This is a genomic window from uncultured Sneathiella sp., from assembly GCF_963973085.1.
Taxonomy (GTDB): Bacteria; Pseudomonadota; Alphaproteobacteria; order Sneathiellales; family Sneathiellaceae; genus Sneathiella.
In genome coordinates this window covers 485,199-504,933 of record NZ_CAXAXA010000003.1, presented here as the reverse complement: position 1 = coordinate 504,933, position 19,735 = coordinate 485,199, and the positions used below count along the sequence as shown (strand labels likewise).

At 50.2% G+C, this 19,735-nt stretch carries 24 protein-coding genes and 1 other RNA gene; 20 read left to right on the top strand and 5 right to left on the bottom strand.

From position 1 onward, the window contains the following. Nucleotides 1-26: 26 nt before the first annotated feature. Nucleotides 27-1,520, bottom strand: a complete 1,494-nt coding sequence (locus AACZ19_RS10350; RefSeq protein ID WP_339633612.1) for a CoA-acylating methylmalonate-semialdehyde dehydrogenase — start codon at nucleotides 1,518-1,520, stop codon at nucleotides 27-29. Nucleotides 1,521-1,602: 82 nt separating this feature from the next. On the opposite strand from AACZ19_RS10350, the gene AACZ19_RS10345 reads away from it, so the two are divergent. Continuing rightward, entirely contained in the window at nucleotides 1,603-2,529 is a 927-nt protein-coding gene (locus AACZ19_RS10345) for a LysR family transcriptional regulator (protein WP_339633735.1), read from the top strand. Between the two features lie 38 nt (nucleotides 2,530-2,567). After that, nucleotides 2,568-3,557 (top strand): EamA family transporter, encoded by a 990-nt coding sequence (locus AACZ19_RS10340; RefSeq protein WP_339633734.1) that lies wholly within the window; start codon nucleotides 2,568-2,570, stop codon nucleotides 3,555-3,557. 7 nt (nucleotides 3,558-3,564) lie between these two features. Here the strand turns inward: AACZ19_RS10340 and mobA are convergent, their stop codons facing one another. Together mobA and fdhD are read right to left on the bottom strand one after the other, a co-directional pair. After that, a complete protein-coding gene (gene mobA, locus AACZ19_RS10335) occupies nucleotides 3,565-4,182 on the bottom strand; it encodes a molybdenum cofactor guanylyltransferase MobA (protein WP_339633610.1) in 618 nt (205 codons plus the stop codon). Next, on the bottom strand, nucleotides 4,179-5,045 hold the full coding sequence (fdhD, locus tag AACZ19_RS10330) for a formate dehydrogenase accessory sulfurtransferase FdhD (RefSeq protein ID WP_339633609.1): 867 nt from the start codon (nucleotides 5,043-5,045) through the stop codon (nucleotides 4,179-4,181). Before fdhD ends, mobA begins: the two co-directional genes overlap by 4 nt. A 249-nt stretch (nucleotides 5,046-5,294) precedes the next feature. On the opposite strand from fdhD, the gene cysQ reads away from it, so the two are divergent. Then, nucleotides 5,295-6,065, top strand: coding sequence for a 3'(2'),5'-bisphosphate nucleotidase CysQ (gene cysQ / locus AACZ19_RS10325; RefSeq protein WP_339633608.1), 771 nt, complete (start codon nucleotides 5,295-5,297; stop codon nucleotides 6,063-6,065). 10 nt (nucleotides 6,066-6,075) lie between these two features. On the opposite strand, the gene AACZ19_RS10320 is transcribed toward cysQ, so the two are convergent. Beyond that, the gene (locus AACZ19_RS10320) at nucleotides 6,076-7,065 is read right to left on the bottom strand and encodes an MDR family oxidoreductase (RefSeq protein WP_339633606.1); all 990 of its coding nucleotides are present in this window, start codon (nucleotides 7,063-7,065) and stop codon (nucleotides 6,076-6,078) included. Nucleotides 7,066-7,234: 169 nt separating this feature from the next. On the opposite strand from AACZ19_RS10320, the gene AACZ19_RS10315 reads away from it, so the two are divergent. The 3 genes from AACZ19_RS10315 to AACZ19_RS10305 all read left to right on the top strand — a co-directional run bounded on the left by AACZ19_RS10315 (nucleotide 7,235) and on the right by AACZ19_RS10305 (nucleotide 10,416). Continuing rightward, nucleotides 7,235-7,498: an aspartate-semialdehyde dehydrogenase gene (locus AACZ19_RS10315; protein WP_339633604.1), complete on the top strand. Its 264-nt coding sequence runs from the start codon at nucleotides 7,235-7,237 to the stop codon at nucleotides 7,496-7,498. 266 nt (nucleotides 7,499-7,764) lie between these two features. Next, a complete protein-coding gene (locus AACZ19_RS10310; RefSeq protein ID WP_339633603.1) occupies nucleotides 7,765-8,001 on the top strand; it encodes a hypothetical protein in 237 nt (78 codons plus the stop codon). A 633-nt stretch (nucleotides 8,002-8,634) separates the two neighbouring features. Beyond that, nucleotides 8,635-10,416, top strand: coding sequence for a PAS domain-containing methyl-accepting chemotaxis protein (locus AACZ19_RS10305; protein WP_339633732.1), 1,782 nt, complete (start codon nucleotides 8,635-8,637; stop codon nucleotides 10,414-10,416). A gap of 18 nt (nucleotides 10,417-10,434) precedes the next feature. On the opposite strand, the gene pyrC is transcribed toward AACZ19_RS10305, so the two are convergent. Continuing rightward, entirely contained in the window at nucleotides 10,435-11,532 is a 1,098-nt protein-coding gene (gene pyrC / locus AACZ19_RS10300) for a dihydroorotase (RefSeq protein ID WP_339633602.1), read from the bottom strand. 134 nt (nucleotides 11,533-11,666) lie between these two features. Here pyrC and AACZ19_RS10295 point away from each other — a divergent pair, with 134 nt between their 5' ends. The 14 genes from AACZ19_RS10295 (at nucleotide 11,667) to AACZ19_RS10230 (ending at nucleotide 19,667) form a co-directional block, all read left to right on the top strand. Further along, complete coding sequence (locus AACZ19_RS10295; RefSeq protein ID WP_339633600.1) at nucleotides 11,667-12,548, top strand: hypothetical protein; 882 nt, start codon at nucleotides 11,667-11,669, stop codon at nucleotides 12,546-12,548. An 88-nt stretch (nucleotides 12,549-12,636) separates the two neighbouring features. Further along, nucleotides 12,637-13,008 (top strand): VOC family protein, encoded by a 372-nt coding sequence (locus tag AACZ19_RS10290; protein WP_339633599.1) that lies wholly within the window; start codon nucleotides 12,637-12,639, stop codon nucleotides 13,006-13,008. Between the two features lie 14 nt (nucleotides 13,009-13,022). Then, nucleotides 13,023-13,748 carry an MBL fold metallo-hydrolase gene (locus AACZ19_RS10285; RefSeq protein WP_339633597.1) on the top strand — a complete coding sequence of 242 codons (726 nt, stop codon included), beginning with the start codon at nucleotides 13,023-13,025 and terminating at the stop codon, nucleotides 13,746-13,748. 12 nt (nucleotides 13,749-13,760) lie between these two features. After that, the gene (locus AACZ19_RS10280) at nucleotides 13,761-14,333 is read left to right on the top strand and encodes a DNA-3-methyladenine glycosylase I (RefSeq protein WP_339633595.1); all 573 of its coding nucleotides are present in this window, start codon (nucleotides 13,761-13,763) and stop codon (nucleotides 14,331-14,333) included. After that, on the top strand, nucleotides 14,330-14,527 hold the full coding sequence (locus AACZ19_RS10275; protein WP_339633593.1) for a hypothetical protein: 198 nt from the start codon (nucleotides 14,330-14,332) through the stop codon (nucleotides 14,525-14,527). The genes AACZ19_RS10280 and AACZ19_RS10275 overlap by 4 nt, the downstream gene beginning before the upstream one ends. After that, entirely contained in the window at nucleotides 14,524-14,880 is a 357-nt protein-coding gene (locus AACZ19_RS10270; RefSeq protein ID WP_339633731.1) for a DUF1491 family protein, read from the top strand. Before AACZ19_RS10275 ends, AACZ19_RS10270 begins: the two co-directional genes overlap by 4 nt. A gap of 86 nt (nucleotides 14,881-14,966) precedes the next feature. Next, nucleotides 14,967-15,761 carry a thymidylate synthase gene (locus tag AACZ19_RS10265; protein ID WP_339633591.1) on the top strand — a complete coding sequence of 265 codons (795 nt, stop codon included), beginning with the start codon at nucleotides 14,967-14,969 and terminating at the stop codon, nucleotides 15,759-15,761. A 5-nt stretch (nucleotides 15,762-15,766) separates the two neighbouring features. Next, nucleotides 15,767-16,288 carry a dihydrofolate reductase gene (locus AACZ19_RS10260; protein WP_339633589.1) on the top strand — a complete coding sequence of 174 codons (522 nt, stop codon included), beginning with the start codon at nucleotides 15,767-15,769 and terminating at the stop codon, nucleotides 16,286-16,288. Between the two features lie 15 nt (nucleotides 16,289-16,303). Beyond that, nucleotides 16,304-16,639: a transfer-messenger RNA gene (ssrA, locus tag AACZ19_RS10255) on the top strand. Between the two features lie 41 nt (nucleotides 16,640-16,680). Further along, nucleotides 16,681-17,166 carry a ClpXP protease specificity-enhancing factor SspB gene (locus tag AACZ19_RS10250; protein ID WP_339633587.1) on the top strand — a complete coding sequence of 162 codons (486 nt, stop codon included), beginning with the start codon at nucleotides 16,681-16,683 and terminating at the stop codon, nucleotides 17,164-17,166. A 52-nt stretch (nucleotides 17,167-17,218) separates the two neighbouring features. Further along, on the top strand, nucleotides 17,219-18,847 hold the full coding sequence (locus tag AACZ19_RS10245) for a fumarate hydratase (protein WP_339633585.1): 1,629 nt from the start codon (nucleotides 17,219-17,221) through the stop codon (nucleotides 18,845-18,847). Further along, the gene (locus AACZ19_RS10240; protein WP_339633583.1) at nucleotides 18,831-19,109 is read left to right on the top strand and encodes a ribbon-helix-helix domain-containing protein; all 279 of its coding nucleotides are present in this window, start codon (nucleotides 18,831-18,833) and stop codon (nucleotides 19,107-19,109) included. Before AACZ19_RS10245 ends, AACZ19_RS10240 begins: the two co-directional genes overlap by 17 nt. Before the next feature lie 64 nt (nucleotides 19,110-19,173). Further along, a complete protein-coding gene (locus AACZ19_RS10235; RefSeq protein ID WP_339633582.1) occupies nucleotides 19,174-19,386 on the top strand; it encodes a DUF4169 family protein in 213 nt (70 codons plus the stop codon). A 113-nt stretch (nucleotides 19,387-19,499) separates the two neighbouring features. Next, nucleotides 19,500-19,667, top strand: a complete 168-nt coding sequence (locus AACZ19_RS10230; protein WP_339633580.1) for a hypothetical protein — start codon at nucleotides 19,500-19,502, stop codon at nucleotides 19,665-19,667. Nucleotides 19,668-19,735: the final 68 nt, after the last annotated feature.

The window sequence follows — 19,735 nt, the reverse complement described above, 5'->3', positions numbered from 1 at the left end:
CAATATGTCGGAGCTGCTATTTAATTTTATTTATGTGTTGGCATGATGAACTCAGCCCCATCCTTGATGCTGTCAGGCCACCGGGATGTTACCGTCTTCACCTTGGTATAGAACCGCACACCCTCTGATCCGTGCTGATTGTGATCACCGAAGGCAGAATTTTTCCAGCCGCCAAAGCTGTGGAAAGCAAGCGGAACCGGGATCGGCACATTAACACCAACCATACCAATCTGGACATTGTTGGAGAAAGCGCGAGCGACATCGCCATTGCGGGTAAAAATCGATGTGCCATTTCCAAACTCATGCTCATCGACCATTTCAATGGCATCGTTGAATGTCGGCGCGCGGACTACCGACAACACCGGACCAAAGATTTCCTCCTTGTAGATGCGCATGTCAGTTTTGACGTTGTCAAACAGGCAGCCGCCCATGTAGTAACCGTTTTCATACCCCTGAAGCTTTAACTCACGACCGTCAACGACCAGGTCCGCTCCTTCCTTGATGCCGAGATCAACATAGCCTTTGACCTTTTCAAGGTGCTCTGCGGTAACCAACGGGCCCATATCACCGTCTGCCGCACTTGGTCCGACCTTGAGGCCCCGGACCTTCGGCGTCAGTTTCTCGATCAGCTCATCGCCTGCATCGCCAACGGCGACAGCAACGGAGATAGCCATACAGCGTTCGCCTGCGGAGCCATACCCGGCGCCGATAAGCGCGTCCACAGCCTTGTCCATATCCGCATCCGGCATGACAAGCATATGGTTTTTCGCGCCACCCATTGCCTGAACACGTTTGCCCGCAGCCGCCGCACGGGAATAGACATATTTCGCGATTGGCGTAGAGCCGACGAAACTCACAGCCTTGATGCGAGGATCATCAAGAATGGTATCGACAGCGACCTTATCGCCATTGATTACATTAAGGACGCCCTTCGGCGCCCCGGCCTCAAGCATCAATTCGGCAAGCCTCATGGGAAGCGAAGGATCCTTTTCAGACGGCTTTAAAACGAACGTATTTCCGCAAGCAATAGCCACAGCAAACATCCACATCGGCACCATAGCCGGGAAATTGAACGGCGTAATACCAGCGACAACACCGAGCGGTTTGCGCATGGAATACATGTCGATACCAGAAGACACATTGTCCGAAAACTCACCCTTCAGCAAATGCGGAATGCCGCAGGCAAACTCGACAACCTCGACACCGCGAATGATCGACCCCTTCGCATCGGAATGAACCTTGCCATGTTCACTTGAAAGCAGAGCTGCCAGTTCTTCAATATTATCCTCAACCAACTGCTTGAACTTGAACATGACGCGGGCACGGGTAATCGGCGATGTTTCGGCCCACTCCGGAAATGCAGCGAGACTGTCGGCAATGGCGTCGCCAACCTCTTCCTCTGTCGCCAGAGGCAGGTCTGCCTTATGCTCTCCTGTGCTCGGATTATAGACGGGGCTGAAACGCCCGGATTTACCGGCAACATACTGCCCGCCGATATAATGTTTTAGTTGCTCTGTCATCAGGTCCACTCCCAAAAAATTCTTGCTGGCTGAACTGTACATAGGTAAAAATGCAAAGTAATTAGATAAGAATGCACATTCCCTGTGTATATTTGCACATACGGTCGTTGTTATTTTTGATTGGAACGATATCCGTTTCTTTCTGGAGCTTAGCCGGAAAGGACGTCTGACGGAAGTGGCTAAAGCACTAAAGGTTGATCACACCACGGTCAGCCGCCGTGTTCTTGCGCTCGAAGAAAAACTCGACGCCAAATTGTTCGAGGCGACGCCGCGCGGATTTGTTCTTACCCAAGCGGGAGAACGGCTTCTTCCTCAAGCAGAGGCAATGGAAAGCGCTTCGGCGGCAATTCAGGATACGGTCGGCGGGGAAAACCAAACATTGACCGGAACGGTTCGCTTGGGCGTACCAGAGGGATTTGGTAGCCAGTTTTTAGCCATGGAATTGGCTACATTTCGCCAACTCCATCCGAAAATCGAGTTGGAGTTCGTTGCCAATGATCGATTTGTCAGCCTGTCAAAACGCGAAGCGGACCTCTCCATTACGCTGGCGCGACCGAAATCCGGACGACTTATTTCCCGCAAACTGACAAACTACCGCTTGCGTCTTTATGCCAGCCGGGACTATCTCTCAACTCACAGCCCCATTTTGTCAATGAACGACCTGAAGGACCACGATTTCATCTCCTATATTGATGAGCTGGTTCCGGATCCGCAGTTGCTTTACTTAACAGACATCATTGCCAACCCGAACGTCACTCTCAAAAGTTCCAGTATCGTCCTTCAGTTTCAGGCAACTTTGGCTGGCGCAGGCCTCAGTATCCTGCACTGCTTTGTCGCCGACGATTATCCAGACCTCGTCTGTCTTCTGCCGGAGGAAGTCGAGATAAATAGGACATATTGGCTCAACACACCTGAAGATATCCATGATCTCGCCCGCATCAAGGCGGTCAGTCAGTTTTTGAGTGATGTCGTCCGGCAACAGCAGAAAAGACTTCTTGGCGAAACCTGATTTGATAATTTCTCTTTCCTGCGAAAGCCTGATGCTGCATCGTACAACAGTTCGACCGCCAGCGAAGCAATAAGAATATCCAGCGGTTATGTTACATCACGTCCAGAAGTTCCAGAACAGAGGCAAAGCCCATATCCGCACCCCAGATCAACCGACCCAAGGAATATCTCCTGCTCCTATTGCTGGCGAGCCTTTGGGGGTCCTCCTATCTTTTTATCCGCATCGGGCTTGAAACCCTCCCACCGACGACATTGGTTGCAATCCGGGTTTCAGTCGCCGCCCTTGTCCTGTTGATTGTTATCTGGCGGCAAGGCTACAGGCTACCTACAGACAAGGAAAACTGGAAAAACTTCGTGATCCAGTCCTTTTTCAACAGTTTCGGCGCGTGGATGCTGGTTGCCTGGGGGCAGCAATATGTCGAAAGCGGACTTGCGGCGGTTTTAAATTCAACCTCCCCTATCTTTGTCTTTCTCCTTACATGGCTGGTGACAAAGCATGAAACGGTCAACGCTCGCAAGATTGTCGGCGCGTTCACTGGGCTTGCCGGTGTTATTCTGATCATCGGTATCGATGCCTTGCAAAATCTCGGTCAGCAAGTCATTGCCCAGCTCGCGCTCCTGCTGAGCGCTATGTTTTACGGATATGCCGCGATTATCGGCAAGAGGTTTGCTGCCTTGCCATCAACGGTGACAGCCGCTGGCGTCATGATTTCCGCCACCTGTGTTCTGGTTCCGGCAAGCCTTGTGGTTGACCAACCCTGGACATTGTCACCATCACTTACCTCCCTCGCCGCCGTTATTGTACTGGGAATATTCGGGACAGCCGTTGCCTTGCTGCTCTATTTCCGCTTGATCAATACTTTGGGGTCGATGAACGCCGCCAGCCAGAGTTATTTAAGGATGGGGATAGGCGTTATCCTCGGCATGGTCATTTTCGGGGAGCAGTTGTCTTTCGTTGTCGCGCTTGGCGTCGTGATCGCTATTCTGGGGGTTGCCTTGATCAATATGCCGACAAGGACGCGTAGATGACAAACTTTCAGAACAACCGCTGACGTGCTTTTTCCAAATCTTCTGGGCGGTTAATATTGAAGAAGGGGTCGCCTTCGTCCTCAGTCCAGTCGACTTCAATACGATTATAACGATCCGCAAACACCAGAATTTTCCGTAAATTTTCGTCCGTCAGCGCCTTGCGTAAATCCGAGGTAAGAGAAATCGGCCATAACGCGACAACCGGATGTACCCGGCCGACAGAGCGCGCCATAACGATGGTTGTTTTGTCGTCCTGCAATCCTTCTGACAGGCGTAAAACCAGATCGTCGGGAATGAACGGCGCGTCTGTCGGAACGCTGAGCATATGACTAGCGGTCTCTCCTTTTGCGCTGAAATACTCAAGCCCCGTCAATATGCCTGCAAGTGGACCGGCAAAGCCACTGACGCTGTCCTGCAATATGGGAAGGTCGGGCACCGCATCTTTGGGGATATCCGCATTCATGTTCAGGACCATTTTTCCGACCTGGGGGCGAAGCGTTTCGACAATCCGGGCGAGAAGAGTTTGCCCCCCAAGTTCCCGCAAAAACTTGGTGCCTCCGCCCATACGCCGCGATTGCCCCCCTGCAAGCAGAAGGCAGGGAAATTTTGCCATTACTTCACTCATTGTGCGGCCTTGCGCTGATGCTTGGGGGACTCTTCCGGCACTGTTGCCGGATCGATATCGAATACCAGTCTTTCGGAGCCGGAAAGGCAGACAAACCGCTTACCCTTGGCCCGGCCGATTAATGTCAGGTTGGCCTGACGTGCGAGTTCAACGCCCCATGCGGTGAAGCCCGAGCGAGAAATGACAATAGGGATTTCCATCTGTACTGTCTTGATAACCATTTCCGACGTCAATCGGCCCGTTGTATAAAAAATCTTGCCGGTGGACGACAGACCATGACGCCACATATAGCCCGCGATTTTATCGATGGCATTGTGCCGCCCCACATCCTCCATATAAATGAGCGGACGGTCTTCCTCACACAGAACACAGCCATGTATCGCGCCTGTTTCCAGATAAAGCGACGGCTGCTGATTAATCTTCCGGGCCAGACTATAAATCCACGAGGTTTTTAAGCTCGCTGTCGGATCTAGATGTATATCCTCAAATTTTTCCATAACGTCGCCGAACACCGTTCCTTGCGCACAGCCCGATGTCTGCGTTTTTTTCTTCAGCTTATCTTCGAAGTCCGTTTCCCGCTCCGTCCGTACGACAACAACGCCAAGATCATCGTCAAAATCGATCCCCGTTACCTCATCATCTGATCGAAGCATGTTTTGGTTCAGCAAATATCCAAGCGCGAGATAATCCGGATAATCCCCGATCGTCATCATGGTCACGATTTCCTGGCCGTTCAGGAAAAGGGTCAAGGGCTTCTCGACCACGACCGGCAGGCTAATTGACCGGCCGTTCTGATCTATGCCACTTAGCACTTCACTGAGACCGGCCGCTTTCGGGTCGGGTGTAATGGAAAATACCTTCATCAGTTACCGCGAACCCCTCACATTCCTTTGCATATCAAACCATTCTAAATTTGCAGTTTAGCAGCCGTGGATCAACCTGTCATTTATGGCGAAACCCGCAGTCGGATTCACGTTTCGGGCCAGACACCTGGGAAATCTCGACTTTTAATGTATGTAAAAATTTATCACATTTATTCTTTCAAGGGTGACAATCCAGCGCTTATCGATATGTTACGTCAGAATGACAGACCGACAGCTCAGGAAAGCTAAATGCCTCTCGATCGCCTATCCCTCACAGAAGCCATCACAAAAATAGCACGAGAGGCAGGCGACAAGATCCTGACGATTTATCATCAGGATTTCGACGTGAAGACCAAGTCCGACGCGTCTCCCGTCACGGAAGCTGATGTTGAAGCCGAAAAAATTATTATTGCCGGGCTCATGACGCTAACTCCGGACATTCCAATTTTGGCCGAAGAAAGTGAGGCCGCCGGTAAGGTTCCCGATTTGTCTGGCGGTATTTTCTGGCTTGTCGACCCGCTGGACGGGACCAAGGAATTTGTTCATAGACGCGGCGAATTCACGGTGAATATCGCACTTGTAGAACAGGGTCGCCCAACCATGGGAGTTATTCATATTCCTGCAAAGAATGTGAGTTACTTCGCGGAAGGTCCTGGAAAAGTCTGGCGGCAGACCGCGGATCAGCCTGCCATCGCTATAAGCACACGCGATACTCCGGCAGATGGCATTACTGTCGTTGCCAGTCGCTCCCACCGGACGGCAGAAACCGATGATTACATTTCAAAATTCAATGTGAAAGAGCTCATTTCCGCTGGTTCATCCCTCAAGCTCTGTCTTGTTGCAGAGGGAAAAGCCGATCTCTATCCCCGCTTCGGGCGAACAATGGAATGGGATATCGGCGCCGGCCAGGCTATTTTGGAAGCCGCGGGCGGTATAGTCGAAACAGTCGACGGCTCTCCGCTTACATATGGCAAGAACGGCCATGACAATCCCTACTTTATTGCCAAGGGCCGCCCCTAAATCATCCAGATCAAGCGTTGACGTCGATTACCACGCGCCCCTTAACCTGACCTTTGAGAATTTCCCCAGCAAGAGTGGGCAGGTTACTCATTGGCTCAACGCGGATCATGTCTTCAAACAATGATTTATCAAGATCCTTGGCGAGCCTTGCCCAGGCTTCTTCCCGCTTTTCCCGTGGCGCCATGACGCTGTCCACGCCAAGAAGGGACACGCTGCGAAGAATGAATGGCAAGACTGATGTCGGCAGGTCATTACCACCCGCAAGTCCGCAAGCCGCAACCGCGCCGCCATAGTTGATCTGCGCGATCACCGCCGCAAGGATATTGCTTCCTACACAGTCAACAGCTCCGGCCCACCGCTCCTTGTCGAACGGGCGCCCTTTCCCCATTGTTTCTTCGCGGCTGATAACTTCGGCCGCGCCAAGCTTCTTCAGATAGTCGTGCGTTTCCTGTCGACCGCTTGACGCGATTACCCGATAGCCGAGCTTGGAAAGAAGGGCTATTGCGACGGAACCAACGCCACCTGCCGCACCTGTTACCAATATATCGCCCTTGTCAGGCGTCACGCCCGCTTTTTCCAGTGCGAGCACGCATAGCATGGATGTGTATCCTGCCGTACCGATTGCCATTGCTTCCTGCATAGTGAAAGCGTCCGGTAATTTTATCAGCCATTCGGACTTGAGTTTTTGCTTCTGGCTGTAGCCACCCCAATAAAGCTCCGACAACCCGTAACCATTTACGACTACCTTGTCACCGGGCTTAAAATCACTTGAGGCACTTTCCAGCACGGTTCCCGCAAGATCAACACCGCCAACCATCGGCAAGCGGCGGGCAATGCCTTTGCCGGAAACGGCGAGGCCGTCCTTATAATTGAGTGTAGAGTATGATATTTCGACGAGCACATCTTCATCCGGCAAATCCGCGACGGTTAGGTCTTTGAATACCGCCTTCTGCTTCCCGTCCTGATCTTCAATCACCAGTGCCCTGAAGGTATCGCTCATCGTATTTTCCTTTTTTATTGGTCTCTGTTGGTCACGTTATAGCCTGTTCAGCGTCTCTATTGAACCACTAACTTATATAAGCAATTGTTTTTTAATGTATATATTTTACTATTAGTAACATTAAGCAATTGAGACTTCCTATGTCGCGTTAATGGAACTGGAGTTGCATATGTTTGAAATGGAGAAAAAGCTGAACGGTTATGTTCTGACAACCGCAGAAATACTATATCATCTTCCCGATTACCCGGAGTTTCTGCAGACTTATATCTGGCAGGATTATGACTTGGACCCAAAATACCCAACCCTCAAAAAATTCCTAGATTTTTGGGAAAAGGAACTGGATGGCCGCCTGCATTCTGTTCGCTTCGCCTCAAATAAACTCATCTACCCCAACGAACTCCGCTTCACCGATGGTGAGTACAAGCTGCATTGAGCTAGGGTCAGAAAAACTGTCAAACCGAACACCCTTTCCCACGATGTGAAAACGGGTTGGAGGAGACATAAAAACGGCCTACAATCCGGATAATATCCGGAAGAGGGAAGAATATGCAGTTGGGGCCCCTAGATCACGTCAATATCCGAACGGCTAATCTTAAAAACATGGTCGCCTGGTACCAGGACATTCTTGGAATGACACTTGGGAAGCGACCTCCCTTTCGAATTCCCGGTGCATGACTCTATACGGGCGAACAGGCGGCGGTGCATTTGATTGGGGTCGACAAACCGGCGGCAGGCGAGGATCCCAAACTCGAGCATTTTGCCTTTTCCGCGGCGGGCTTGACTTCCTTCGTTCAAGTCCTTGAGGATAAGGGAGTAGATTACAGACTGGATCGCGTGCCTGAGTTCGGCATTCTTCAGGTCAATATCTTCGATCCGGACGGCAATCATATTCATGTGGATTTTATCGGACCGGAGACCGAAGAGCAGATTGCCTGACCGGGTTGCGACATAAGTATGTCTGCCTTTATGTCGCGAGGGAACCGGCGAACTGCATTCTCCATGCGTTCTGACACGACCTTCCCCTCATTCAGCGGCAAGGCCGCGAGAATCTGTTATCGATATTCATCCGCAACCGCAATTGTTGTAACTGGTGGCACAAGATTGGGTATTACAATTTCGCAATCTGCATGCCTGCGCATATATTCACATTTTCAATTCTTTTTACTATGAAATATAACGAAGAATTTGATTTTTTAAATCAATAATACAATAAATTTAACTAATAGTACTTTTTGTTAATTTAATACTGTACTATAAGTACATCAAAAAATAGAAATTGTCGTGCACATCAATCTAAAATTTGAACAGTGTCTTATTTATATAAGTACACTTTAAGTATAAAGTTAAAAATTAACCATTTTTTAGAGATTATTAAGCTTAATGTCTCCACCAAGAAATAGTTTTTGGATTTTAGGGAACAGATAAAATCCTATCTGTTCTTTATTTGTAATATGGAGGCCCAGCCATGTTTAACTTTACAAACGGTCGTAATTCCAAAGATACGACCGGCGCTAACAAAAGCGGTTACAGTGTCCGCGAGATGAATGCAATGCTCGCCGCTCTGAATAAATCGCAAGCTATTATTCAATTCAAGACCGATGGAACCAGGCATTCCTGGATGCCATGGGATACCGGATGGAAGAAATTCAGGGGAAACATCATCGTATATTCGTTGAACCTGGCTTCGCCAACAGCAAGGAATACAAAGACTTCTGGGACGCTCTCAGTCGTGGAGAATTCCAGGCGGCCGAATATAAGCGTATCGGAAACGGCGGCAAGGAGATCTGGATACAGGCGTCCTATAATCCGATCTTGAACAAGGCAGGCGAAGTAACGAAAATTGTCAAATATGCGACTGACATCACAGCCCGCATATTGCAGAACGCCAGTTATCAGGGACAGATTGATGCGATGAATAAATCGCAGGCCGTTATTTCCTTTAATCTCGACGGAACCATCATTGACGCCAACCAGAACTTTCTGGATGTCATGGGATACCAGATTGAGGAAATCCGCGGGGAACATCACCGCAAATTCGTGGATCCCGCCTTCGCCAGCAGCAAGGAATATCAGGACTTCTGGAAAGCTCTCGGACGCGGAGAGTTCCAATCAGCAGAATACAAGCGTATCGGAAAAGGCGGCAAGGAAGTCTGGATACAGGCGTCCTATAATCCGATCTTCGATCCAAACGGCAAGCCGATTAAAGTCGTAAAAATGGCAACCGACATAACGGCTCGTACACTACAAACCGCGAGCTATCAGGGGCAGATTGACGCCATCAGTAAATCGCAGGCCGTTATTTCCTTTAATCTCGACGGAACCATCATTGACGCCAACCAGAACTTTCTGGATGTCATGGGATACCAGATTGAGGAAATCCGCGGGGAACATCACCGCAAATTCGTGGATCCCGCCTTCGCCAGCAGCAAGGAATATCAGGACTTCTGGAAAGCTCTCGGACGCGGAGAGTTCCAATCAGCAGAATACAAGCGTATCGGAAAAGGCGGCAAGGAAGTCTGGATACAGGCGTCCTATAATCCGATCTTCGATCCAAACGGCAAGCCGATTAAAGTCGTAAAAATAGCAACTGATATAACGGAGCAGGTATCAGCCCGCAATGAAGCCGCCCGTGTTGGAAAGGTTGTGGACGAGAATCTTGAAAAAATCCTGGTGTCTGTTCGCGATGCAAACCAGCAGGCCACATCCGCGGCATCGGCATCGGGACAGGCATTGCAAACCGTGCAGTCTGTAGCAGCAGCCGCAGAAGAATTCCAATCCTCTGCATATGAAATTGCCCGTAGCATGAATTCATCGAAAGACGAGGTAGACAAAGCAAACGGAGAAGTCGGCAATGCTGATCAGTCAACCAAGGAACTGAGCAACGCCGCCCAGGCAATGAGCAATATCATCGAGGTTATTCAGGATATCGCAGGTCAGATTAATCTGCTGGCCCTGAATGCCACCATTGAGTCTGCGCGCGCCGGAGAGGCGGGCAAGGGCTTTGCCGTCGTCGCCGCCGAAGTCAAATCGCTCGCCAATCAGGTGGGAAGTGCAACTAACCAGATTTCATCCGAAATCAATGGAATGCAATCCATCAGTGAAAATGTCGTAAACAACCTTAACAGCATCAAAACGGCCATCGTCGCGGTTGAAGCAAGCGTTGCCGCGGTTGCCGGCGCGGTTGAAGAACAGACGGCCACAACAAAGGAAATTACCGTGAGCATGCAATCTGCGGCAACGGCGGTTGGGGATATTAACGAAAACCTCAGCTCAATTTCTCACGCGGTAGAAGACGCGAATACCTATGCCCAGGAAGGCGTGGAGTTGTATCGGTCTATCGCACAGGCCTAGGTTTTTCGGGCAGCGTCGCTAATATGTGCCGCTGCCCGCCTTAAACCGCCATTTCAGCTTTTCCCCGGCATGGAAGGGCACAAGACGTCCTGTCGGTATGTCAATATAGTCCGGCACCTTCGTCTCAATCGGCTCCAGAGTTACCTGCTCTTCATTAAGTGGCAGGCCGTAGAAGGTGGGGCCCGCCACTGAAGCAAACATTTCCAGTTGATCAAGGGCGCCTTCCTCCTCGAAAACTGTCGCATAGCTCTCCATTGCATAAGGTGCGTTAAACAGTCCCGCACAGCCACATGCAGTTTCTTTGTCCCTTGCTTCGTGCGGAGCGGTGTCGGTACCAAGAAAAAACTTCGTCGACCCGGAGGTAGCCGCCTTCCGCAGTGCCAGTCGATGCTTTTCACGCTTGGCAACGGGCAGGCAATATAAATGCGGCCGGATACCGCCCTTGAAAATTGCGTTTCGGTTGAACGTTAGATGATGCGGTGTGATTGTCGCTGCAACATTAGGCCCACTCTCGGCAACAAAGGCGGCGGCCTCTGCCGTCGTAATATGCTCGAACACCAGCTTCAACTCCGGAAAATCCTTTAACAGCCCACTTAACACCCGCTCGATGAAGACCGCCTCCCGATCAAATATATCAACTTCATGATCCGTCACTTCCCCATGCACCAGAAGCGGCATTCCGGCGCGCTGCATCGCCTCAAGTACCGGATAGATAAGGCGAATATCGGTGACACCATGGCTGGAATTCGTCGTTGCATTGGCAGGATAAAGTTTTGCCGCAGTGAAGACGCCTTCCTGATGGCCTTTTTCCACTTCCGCTGCAGCGATACTGTCTGCCAGATAGCAGGTCATCAACGGCGTAAAATCAACATCGGACGGCAAGGCCGCGAGAATCTTTGATCGATATTCTTCCGCAGCGGCAATCGTCGTAATGGGCGGCACAAGATTGGGCATTACAATTGCGCGAGCGAACTGCCGTGCGGTGTAAGGCGTAACGGCCTTGAGCATGTCTCCGCTTCGCAAATGCGTATGCCAGTCATCGGGTCGCCGCAAGGTAAGCGCAGACCGCTCTGTTTTGCTTGATGATACTCCATTTTCGCTATTCTGCTGACCCATTGAGAATTCCATTTAATCTGTATGTTGCTTTGCGCATTTCTTCATAATACGCAGCCCGGCTCTTGCCAAGGGTACAGTCGTAGCTTAACTCTGGCATAGAGATTGGTGACAAATCCTGAATTGGGCCTGATTTTATGTCGGAATTGAATATCACAGCTTTAGAAAAGCGGACAGTCCTTGTCCTGACAGGCAAGGATGTCTGGGATTTCTTGCAAAATCTGGTGACCAACGACATGAAAATGGTGAGTGAGTCACAGTGTCTTTATGCAGCGCTTCTGACCGCGCAAGGGAAATTCCTGCATGATTTTATTATCGTGAAACAGGGCGATGCCTTCCTGATCGATTGTACCACAGACCGAAAAGATGATCTGGTCCGCCGCCTAACTCTCTATAAACTCCGATCTGAAGTCGCCTTGAGCGAAAAGGAAGGTAAGGTTTTCGCCCTTTATGGAGACGGCGCAAATAAAGCGGCAAACTTACCCGAGAAAGCCGGGACCGTTATCCAAAATGGCGATAATCTATATCTCGTTGATCCTCGAAATGCGGCTCTTGGCGTCCGAATAATAGCGACACCGAACTTTAACCTCTCAGAAGCCTTTCCTGATGCGATAATAAAGGGCGAAAGTACCTATGACGCCCATCGCCTCCAACTTGGAATACCTGAAGGAGGACAGGATATTATCCCGGAGAAGAACTTCCTGCTGGAAGCAAATTTCGAGGAACTGAATGGGGTCAGTTTCAGTAAGGGCTGCTATGTAGGTCAGGAGCTGACCGCTCGCACAAAACACCGCGCAAAAATAAAAAAACGCTTGTTCCGCGTTGCCTTTGACGGAACGCTCAAACCCGGGGATAAGATCACACTGGATGACCGTGAAATCGCTGAAGTAAGATCTTTCTCGAATGGTCAGGGCATCGCGCTGGTTCGTCTTGAGAATTTGCCGGAAGATTTTGCAGCGCTCAAACCGGCAGGCGTCAAGCTGATTCAACCCGAATATATCAAACTGCCTATAACTTAAAAATACTGACGATTACGCACTTGCAATGCCTGATGTTCCACTCTATAAAAATAGAACAAATCATGAACATTTTATATGGGAGTCAGAAATGCTGGACCATGTATCCATCGGAATTACGGATCGGGAAAAATCCAAAAATTTTTATGATGCGATCTTATCAACGATCGGCTTCAAGAGGGTTGCCGATTATGGTGAAAGTATTGCCTATGGTCCGTCGCGGGAAAACCCATTTTTCTGGTTGATCGAACATAAGGATATCGGCCATGCAGAAGGCTTTCACTGTGCCTTTCGCGCCCCTGACCGAAGCTCTATTCATGCGTTTCACGCGGCGGCACTGAGCAGCGGTGGCACGGATAACGGCGGACCGGGCAAACGAGACTATGAAGAGAATTATTACGCCGCGTTTGTGCTTGATCCTGACGGCAATAAGATTGAAGCTGTCTGCTTCAATCCGGAGTAGATGAATAGTGATCTATGATTCGCGTAGCTGCCGATAACTGGTATCGGGTTCAAAAAGTCGGGGATGACATAACCTTGATTGACGAGCCCCATATCAAGCCCTTTTATCGCTGCAATATATGGCATATCCGCGGTCGCGGCCGGGATGCGCTTGTCGATAGCGGTATGGGGGTTGTCAGCTTGCGGGAACATGTATCGTTGGTGACTGAAAAGCGGCTGACGGCCGTTGCCAGCCACAGTCATTTCGATCACATCGGCTGCCATCACGAATTTGACACCCGCGCCGCCCATCGCCTGGAAGCCGATATTCTTAACCATCCAACACGAGCCAATACACTCGCCGAAGATTATGCGACGGACGATATATTCGACAACCTTCCCCCTGTGCCTTATCGATCAGATCTTTATTCGATTCGCACCGCGCCGGTAACGTATTTCCTTGAGGATGAAGACATTTTAGACCTCGGGGATCGCTGGTTCAGGGTCTTCCACCTGCCCGGACATTCGCCGGGCGGGATCGCGCTTTATGAAGAAGCAACCGGCATTCTCTTTTCGGGCGACACTATTTATGACGGACCGCTCGTCGAGAATGTCTATCATTCCAACCTCGATGACTATCATGCCTCCATGCTCCGGCTTCGTGCCTTATCGCCGCGTATTGTTCACGGCGGGCATTTTGATAGCTTCGATGGTGCCCGCTTCACTGCACTGATAGAAGAATGGCTAAAAGTACATAACTGAGGGGAGTAAGAAATGAGTGGCTGCACCTGGTATGGGGATGACCCCTTTTATAAAGCCTATCATGATGAAGAATGGGGCGTGCCGGAGTATGACAGCCGCGCCCTTTATGAAAAACTGATTCTGGACGGATTTCAGGCGGGCCTCTCATGGATCACGATTTTGCGAAAACGGGACAATTTCCATGCTGCATTCAACAATTTCAACCCGGAACTCATCGCAAGTTATGACGATAAGAAGGTGGAAGCATTGATGCAGGACAGCGGCATAGTCCGCAACCGGGCCAAAATTCTCGGGACCATAAAAGGCGCACAGCTGTTCCTCGAGATTGAGGAGAAAGAAAACGGGTTTTCACGCCTCCTCTGGGATTATCTTGAGGGACAACCCGTACAAAATGACAGGGCCTCAATGGCCGATGTTCCGGCAGAAACAGAACTCAGCCGAACAATCTCGAAGGATTTGAAGAAGCGTGGTTTCAAATTTGTTGGCCCGACTATCGTTTACGCCTTTATGCAGGCTGTCGGCATGGTCAACGATCATGTGGTAAGCTGTCCCCGCCATCAGGAGGTCAAATTGCTGGCAAGATGAGGGAAGTTCGCGAAATTCATGATCTAACCGGTCGCGTTGCAGTCCATTACATGGAAAAGTATGGCGCGGAGGCATGTAATATTCTTGAAGATGCTGCCCGCCAATGCGAAAAGAAATCGGATTTGCGAGGCAGAAATCGCCTGCTACGCCTTCGTGATGAGATACTTATTGCCGGAATGCTGGACGCTGACTGAGAAAGGACAAATCACTGGAACCTCGCCTGAAAGCAGAACTCTGGGTTAAAGCGCATATCCGAAAATGTTCGTTACTCAATGTTCCAGTTATGGTCACCCGACGGGGCGATGACACCGCGGGCTCTGTTCTCATAAAAATCAACCGGCTGGGGCCGGGCTGTATGGTTTTATCGCCAACAACGAATTTTGAGGACGGCTCACGGATGTGGTTGAAAGGAACCGGACCTGACTGGGTCGAAGAAGAAAGCGCCGACGCCTATATCGCACGCCAGATCAGGAATGATCCCGACCTCTGGGTTCTCGAAATTGAGGACCGGGAAGGCCGCGCCTTCCTTGATGAAAAGATAGAGTGAAAATTACCTGGATTGACTACTGACAATCAGGGGTGAATTGCTTTATCTTGCCAGTCTCTTTTATATCGTTTCCAGGGCTTCACCGGATGCAGCAATATCTCGATCTCCTACGAACCGTACGTCAGAGGGGCACTTTTAAGGCAGACCGAACCGGCGTCGGAACCTATAGCATTTTCGGCTATCAAATGCGGTTCAACCTGGCGGAAGGTTTTCCGATGCTGACGACGAAGAAACTGCACCTGAAATCTATCATTCATGAGCTTTTGTGGTTTCTGGCCGGGGACACCAATGTCCGGTATCTTCAGGAAAACGGCGTGCGAATCTGGGACGAATGGGCGGATGAAAATGGCGAACTCGGGCCGGTTTATGGTTCGCAATGGCGATCGTGGCCTGCGAGCGACGGTCAAACGATTGACCAGATATCCAATCTCATCACCCAGATTAAAACAAACCCCAATTCGAGACGGTTGCTTGTCAGCGCATGGAACCCGGCTGAGGTGGATAATATGGCCCTTCCCCCCTGTCATTGCCTGTTCCAGTTCTATGTTGCCGACGGCAAGCTTTCCTGCCAGCTTTACCAACGAAGCGCCGATGTCTTTTTGGGCGTTCCCTTCAATATCGCCTCCTATTCCCTTTTGACACTGATGGTAGCGCAGGTTTGCGAATTGGAGCCCGGGGAGTTCATTCATAGTTTTGGCGATACACATTTATACGCCAATCATCTGGAACAGGCCGACACCCAGTTGTCGCGGATACCAGGCAAGCTTCCCTCCATGAAAATCAATCCGGACATCAAGGATATTTTCGATTTCACCTTCGACGATTTCGAGCTTAGCGGTTATGAGGCGGCGGCGCATATCCCGGCAAAAGTCGCGGTCTAGCCACAATGACGAATATTATCCTCTCTGCTATTGTCGCCGTATCCGAGAATCAGGTTATCGGTGCTGACAACGGTCTTCCTTGGCGCCTTTCGAATGACCTGAAATGGTTCAAGAAAACGACCATGGGAAAGCCGATTATTATGGGGAGAAAGACATTTCAGTCTCTGCCGGGGCTACTGCCCGGCCGGACCAGCATTGTCATCTCCCGTGATCCGGATTTCACGGCAGAAGGCGCCATTATTACCCATTCCCTTGAGTCAGCGCTCGAAATCGGGAATGAAACAGCCAAACAAATGAAGACCGACGAAGTCGTCGTCATCGGTGGCGCTGAAATATTCCGCCAATGCCTTGATCAAATTGATAGAATTTACCTGACTAGGGTCCATGCAACTATTGACGGGGATACCTTTTTTCCTGATTTCAATACTGGTGAATGGCGGGAAATTTCGAATGAATTCCACCCAAAATCGGGAAAAGACATGTTCGATCACAGCTTTATCGTGCTCGAACGGAAGCAGGCACTTTAAATTTAGACGCACTGCCCCCTTTCAAATTCAAACCAAAAGAATTATATTACAGATGTTGGGCAACCAACTATGGCGATAAACGTTGCATGGAATAACCGTTGCGGACCCGGGGGCGGTACCCGGCGCCTCCACCATAAAGACAGCGATAGACAACTCATCGGCTGTCTTTCTGATGGGGGCGAAATAGGCTCGACGCGCGCAGTAAAGATGTAATTTTTGCCCGGCATGATACCACCGTATAACGGGGTCAAATCTATAAATGCTAACGATAATAACGAAGCATTTGCCGTAGCTGCTTAATCGCACTACACGGGGTTCGGAGGGGCACCTGGCAACAGAAGCCCCTTCACTTATTTTTGCGTAGCAAGTTGGAGGTGGGGACTATTCAGCATATGAATGACGAAATCAATTATACCAAAATGGTTGAAACGGCGCTTATGGACGTTGTCCGTAATTCGCTTCGTCATGCAGCCGAATATGGCCTGCCCGGGGATCAGCATTTCTACATCACCTTCAAGACACGCTTTCCCGGCGTTTCCGTGCCCAGCCACCTCGCGGAGCGTTATAAGGACGAGATGACGATTGTTCTCCAGCATCAGTTCTGGGACATCGTGGTGGAGCCAGATTATTTTACTGTCGACCTCAGCTTTAATCATAAACGGGAAACGCTCAAAGTTCCCTTTGATGCGCTGACGGCATTTGCGGATCCATCCGTCCAGTTTGGCTTGCAATTCTCAACCACTCTAGCGGACGCCGAAGCCGAGCCAATGCACGACGACAGTGACGATAAAACTTCGGAAGAGACTGCGGGCGAAACGGAGCAACCACCGGAAAAGCAAGGGGAAATAATTACCCTTGATGCCTTTCGCAAAAAATAGCTAAATTACCCGTCAAAGTTCCCTGTTTCGTTCACAGAATGAAAGCCTGTCCATGCCCGTATTTCATTATCAGGAAGTGTTCTCCCTTGGAAAAGATAGCACGCCCTACCGCAAACTGACGTCGGAGCATGTTTCGACAATAAAGGTTGATGGTAAGGAGGTCCTGAAAATAGAGCCCGAAGCCTTAAGCCTGCTCGCAGCAACTGCAATGCATGATGTCGCACATCTTTTGCGCCCAAAGCACCTGGAGCAGCTTGCAAATATTCTGAAAGATGAGGAAGCTTCTGAGAACGATAAGTTCGTGGCGACGGAACTCCTGAAAAACGCGAATATCGCGGCCGGGATGGTTCTACCTGGATGTCAGGACACCGGCACCGCCATCATCATGGGCAAAAAAGGACAGTATGTATGGACGGATGGCACAGACAAGGAACAGCTCTCCCGCGGGGTTTTCGAGACATACACCGAAACGAACCTGCGTTATTCCCAACTTGCCCCCCTCAGCATGTTTGAGGAGAAGAATACAGGCACGAACCTCCCGGCCCAGATTGATCTTTACGCGACCAACGGTAATGAATATGAATTTTTATTTGTTGCTAAAGGTGGCGGTTCTGCCAACAAGACCTTTCTGCATCAAGCGGTGCCGAGTGTGTTGACACCGGAACGTCTCGTTCCCTCTATCGAGGAAATGATGATGTCTCTCGGTACCGCAGCCTGCCCGCCCTATCATCTTGCGGTCGTGATCGGCGGCACTTCTGCCGAGGATACGATGAAAACGGTCAAGCTTGCCTCGACAAAGTATTATGACGAGCTGCCAACAAGCGGCAATGAACATGGCCGCGCTTTCCGTGACTTGGAAATGGAAAAGGAAATCCATAAAATCTCCCAGAATATTGGCATCGGCGCCCAGTTCGGCGGCAAATATTTCTGCCACGACGTGCGGGTTATCCGCATGCCGCGTCACGGCGCCAGTGTACCCATCGGTATCGGAGTTTCCTGTTCCGCCGACCGGCAGGTGAAAGGAAAGATCACCAAAGATGGCGTCTTTATCGAGCAGTTAGAAACGAATCCGGCTAAATATCTTCCCGAGGTTACTGATACTGATCTCGACAGCAAAGTCGTCAAGGTCGATCTGAACGCGCCAATGAAGGAGATTCTGACAAAACTCTCTCAATATCCAATCAAAACACGGCTAAGCCTGAGCGGAACAATCATTGTCGCTCGTGATCTCGCCCACAGGAAGCTGCGGGAGTTGCTGGAGAATGGCGAAGGGCTCCCACAGTACTTCAAGGATCATATTATTTACTACGCTGGACCCGCCAAAACGCCCGCAGGATATGCCTCCGGCTCATTCGGTCCGACAACGGCTGGCCGTATGGACGGGTATGTAGATCAGTTCATGGCAGAAGGCGGAAGTATGGTCATGCTGGCCAAAGGCAACCGGAGTAAGGTCGTTGTCGACGCCTGCAATAAGCACGGCGGCTTTTACCTCGGCTCCATTGGCGGCCCCGCGGCAATCCTTGCTCAAAACAACATCAAGAAGGTTGAAGTGCAGGCTTTTGAAGAATTTGGCATGGAAGCGATCTGGCGGATCGAGGTGGAGGATTTCCCGGCCTTTATCGTAACGGATGATAAAGGAAATGATTTCTTCGCTCGGAAAAAAGATGGCGCCAACGCCTGATATTTCAAAAGTGGCGCCAGCACAGCTCGTCAAGCATTCGGTTAGCATCGCAGGGCACCGTACCAGTATTTCACTTGAGAAGAAATTCTGGGACCTGATCCGGGCGAGCGCACAGCGTCAGCAAATGAGCATCAATGAACTGCTTACAGAGATAGACGCAACGCGGATCGGCAACCTTTCCAGTTCGATCCGCCTCTATGTGCTCGAAGAACTGTTGGAAAAAGACAATGAACAAGGAGAGTATCCAAAAATATCCCTTTGAGAACTGCTCATTGCGACCCTATATAAAGTCTCAAGAAATTAACCAGCATAGGGTCGACGGCGATATGGGTGATGTTGTCAATCTGAACCAGTTTCGGAAAAAGCAGGGCCGGAAAAAGGCTGAAGAGCTGGCTCGGAACAATCGAGTGCGCTTTGGCAGGACATCCCAGCAGAAAAAACAGGAAAAAGATCAGATACAGCGCGGAAAAACCACACTTGATCAGAAAAAGCTGTCTCCTACCCACGATGAGGACGAAACAACTCCGCCCAAAAATTAGCGCTTTATTTACACATTTGGTTTAAGAAAAACAGATTAGTGTCATAGAAATGACTCAACCTTCTTCTAATTAGAGATCGCGCCCGGCGAAGGCAGGGCAAAAGGAGGTAGTAAATGGAAACCGGTGTGCAGAAATACCCTGAGCCTGCGTTAAAAGACCTGTTGTCGGATCCAGTCATGCTCGCGGTCCTTAAGCGTGACGGACTGTCAATAGATGACCTAAAAAAGGTTGTGACAACCTATCGGGAAAAATTCGACTCCTCCTTTCCCGATTCTGTTTAACGCGCTGATCAAGAGCCTCTATTAGGTCGCAACTTCTTTTGTTGCGCAATTTTACCCCCTCGCGTTAT